At 73.3% G+C, this 3,168-nt stretch carries 3 protein-coding genes and 1 pseudogene; 1 reads left to right on the top strand and 3 read right to left on the bottom strand.

What is annotated here, in order from left to right; all coding sequences use genetic code 11:
- The 3 genes from ACTUAL_RS07280 to ACTUAL_RS07270 form a co-directional block, all read right to left on the bottom strand.
- Window positions 1–561 (bottom strand): helix-turn-helix transcriptional regulator (locus ACTUAL_RS07280; RefSeq protein WP_440899704.1); only part of this gene is annotated, 561 nt, incomplete at its 3' end.
- A gap of 64 nt (window positions 562–625) precedes the next feature.
- The gene (locus ACTUAL_RS07275) at window positions 626–1,123 is read right to left on the bottom strand and encodes a hypothetical protein (protein WP_096496093.1); all 498 of its coding nucleotides are present in this window, start codon (window positions 1,121–1,123) and stop codon (window positions 626–628) included.
- On the bottom strand, window positions 1,123–2,679 hold the full coding sequence (locus ACTUAL_RS07270) for a helix-turn-helix domain-containing protein (RefSeq protein ID WP_232520012.1): 1,557 nt from the start codon (window positions 2,677–2,679) through the stop codon (window positions 1,123–1,125). Before ACTUAL_RS07270 ends, ACTUAL_RS07275 begins: the two co-directional genes overlap by 1 nt.
- A gap of 279 nt (window positions 2,680–2,958) precedes the next feature.
- Between ACTUAL_RS07270 and ACTUAL_RS07265 the strand changes: the two are divergent.
- Window positions 2,959–3,168 (top strand): annotated as a pseudogene (locus ACTUAL_RS07265) (hypothetical protein); the annotation flags it as partial.

Raw genomic sequence — 3,168 nt, 5'->3', positions numbered from 1 at the left:
CGCCACCAGGTACCAGCGCCACCCGGTGTGGGCCAGCCCGAACGGCTCCACGTGCCGCCGCGACCCGGCCCCGTCCTTGCCCCGGTACCCGAACCGCAGCCGCTGCGCGTCCCGGCAGGCCACGGCGATCACCGCGAGCGCGTTGGCGTCCACCCGCACGGCGGGCGCGGCCAGCGACACGGTGTGCCGCTGCAGCGCCGCGACCCGCCTGCGCAGCCGGGACGGCAGCACCTGCTCCAGCTTCGCCAGCGCCCGCACCGAGCTCTCCTCGATGCCGCGCACCGTGCCGCCCGCCGCCGTGCGCAGGCCGATGGCGACCGCGACGGCCTCCTCGTCGTCCAGCAGCAGCGGCGGCAGCTCGGCCCCCGCGCCCAGCTGGTAGCCGCCCGCCGCGCCGGGCAGCGAGGACACCGGGTAGCCGAGCGACCGGAGCTTGTCGACGTCGCGGCGCACCGTGCGCACCCCGACGCCGAGCCGCCCGGCCAGCTCCGGCCCGCTCCACTCGCGGCGGACCTGGAGCAGCGACAGCAGCCTGAGCAAACGCGCGGAGGTCTCCAACACGCGTCCCAGTGTGGCGGGGAACCAGGTCAGGAACGGTCCTGGTTCCCCCGCTCCCGCCCCCGGCTCACGACTTCCGGCGCGCGCCCGGCGGCCACACCACGACCACCGGCACCCCGGACGCCACCGCGTGCTCGACCACGTCCCCGGTGCCGCCCTTCCCACCGGCGGGCAGCCCGTCCCACACCGCGACCACGAAGTCGACGCTCGCCAGCATCCGCTCGTTGGCCATCACGTACGCGTACCGCCCGGACACCTCGTTGGGCAGCACGCTGACCACCGTCGCCCGCCCCAGCAGCTCGTCGTACTCCGCCAGGTTGTGCGGTTTTATCTTGTCCCGGTAGTCCGCCGCGGGGAGCACGACCTCCACCTCCCCGCCCATCCCCAGCACCACCCGCGCGAACAGCTGGTCGGCTCCGGCGGCCAGGCAGGTCACCCCGACCAGGGATGACCCGCCCGCCGCCTCGTCCTCCAGTGCCGCGTCCAGTGCCGCGCGGATCCCCGCGCCCACCTCGTCGACGCATTCGGGCGCCAGATTGCTGTGCCCGGTGATCCCAACCCGCATCAGGCCGTCCGCACTCCCCGGATCGCCTCGCGGGTGTCGCGCACCAGCGGGAGTTCCCGGTGCCGCTCCGCCTCCTTCGCGAAGTCCTGCAGCTTGCGAACGACCCGGCCGGAAGCCAGGCCGACCGCGGTGGGCAGGACCTCCTGGATCAAACCGCAGGCGGCCTCCGGATCGCCAGCCGCCATCTTGGTGCGGGCCAGACCGATCACGTCGAACGCCCGGTTGCGCACCCGCGCCGGGTCGCGCAGCTCCAGCGCCCGCAGGATGTGCTTCTCGGCCAGCAGCGCCTGGCTCGGGTCGTGCGCCGCCAGGTCCCGCAGCCGGGCCCCGATCACCCCTTCCAACTCCGCCTCGTCGAAGCTCTGCAACCACCAGGGCTCGGAACCGTGCTCGCGCTGGGCGAAGCTGTCCTGCGCCTGGCCCACCGCGCGGTGGAACTCCTTGACCCTGCCGAGCTGCGCGTACGCCCACGCCTCCCTGGTCAGCAGCAGCGCCTGCAGGGTCGGCGTGGCCTTGCGGCGGGTCCCGTACTGGGCCAGCTGCACCAGGTCCAGGCCGTCCTCGGGCCGCCCCAGGTCGAACATCTGCCTGGCCATCGCGGCCAGGCACAGCGCCGCGAACGGGTCGTTGTGCCCGGCCTTGGCCATGCGCACGCCGAGCACGTAGTACCGCTGCGCCGCGTCGTGCATCCCCGCGTCCCACGACATGCTCGCCGCGACCTTCGACAGCTCGGCGCCGATGAAGAACGCCCGCTCCGTCGTCGGTCCCGCCGGGGCCCTGGTCAGCCGCTCGGCCAGCTCCTCCAGCTGGCCCAGCACCGCCTTGCGCGCCAACCCGTACCCGCCCCGACCGCCCCAGCCGCGCAGCCCGTCGGCGACGTGCTGCAGTGCGGCCAGCTCCTCCTCGCTGATCGCCGCGCTGGACGACCACCTGGTCAGCGGCTGGAGCGGGTGCAACCACCGCTGCAGCGGCTCCACCAGCGTGGGGCCCATCGTGACGGCGGCTGCTCCGGTGAGCGCCGCCCGTCTGCTGATCGCCAAGTCGCTCCTCGCAGTTTCCTCGACCGATCTGGCTATGCTCGACGCGTCCCACGCTGCGACGAGCACATCGGGCGGCGCCCCGCGTTCGGGGGCCGCCTGGCTGGGAATGCCGACGCGGTCGAACCACAGCCGGTCGCCGGGGATGCTCAGGGCGCGCGCGAAGTGGCGCAGTCGCTCGATCCGGTCGATCGGGTTCTCGCCGGTCTCGTACCGCGACAGCTGCGCCTGGCTGATGCCCAGCCAGGTGGCCATGCGGTCCTGGGTGATCCGGCTGACGTGCTGCGGGTGGTGCCGGTAGGCGGCCAGGACCGCCCCCATGTCCCTGGCCGCGAACGCGGAGGCCAGCACGGGGTGGTCCCAGAACTCTTCGGTCAGGGCGGGGGGCCCGTAGATGTCGGCGCGCGCGTTGCGCCTGCACCTGTGGCAGAGCCGGTCCGAGTTGTCGGCGGCTATCAGCGCCCCGCAGGACGGGCACGCGCGCCTGGTGCTGGTGGCTCTTCGTCCGTTCGCTTCCATCGGCTCGCTCCCGTCACTGAGCGTGGCCACCAGCATAGGGAACCGTCACCACGAGTCCATGCATTTCGTGCATAAGGGCGTGTGGTGGTCCTGGCCAGGGGCTGGTGACGCCGTGTGGTGGATGGGGGCCATTCACGTGCTGCATGAATCCGATCCGAGGTCGGTGTGGTGACGAGCCTCGGATGGACCCACTCTGCGTGTGTACGGGGCGTGGGGCAACCCCCTCGCCGCAAAGCCCACCAGACCTACGACCACCCGACCGGGGAGGGGCCTCCGCCGATGACCGTCACCACCACCGCACACAGCACGAACCCGCGCCCGCGACCGCGCGACCGCGCGCACCAGCAGGCGCTGGGAGAGGCGATCGCGGGCTACCGGCTGCTCGGCTGGAAGGTGTCCGTGACCGAGCAGGGCGTGTTCCTCCCGCTGGGACCGGCGACCACCGCGCTGGCCATGCCCGCGAGAATCGGCTCCAGGGTCCTGGCCGAC

It is taken from the genome of Actinosynnema sp. (assembly GCF_052038725.1).
The sequence above is the reverse complement of the archived record's forward strand: the minus strand, read 5'-3'. Positions and strand labels throughout refer to the sequence as shown.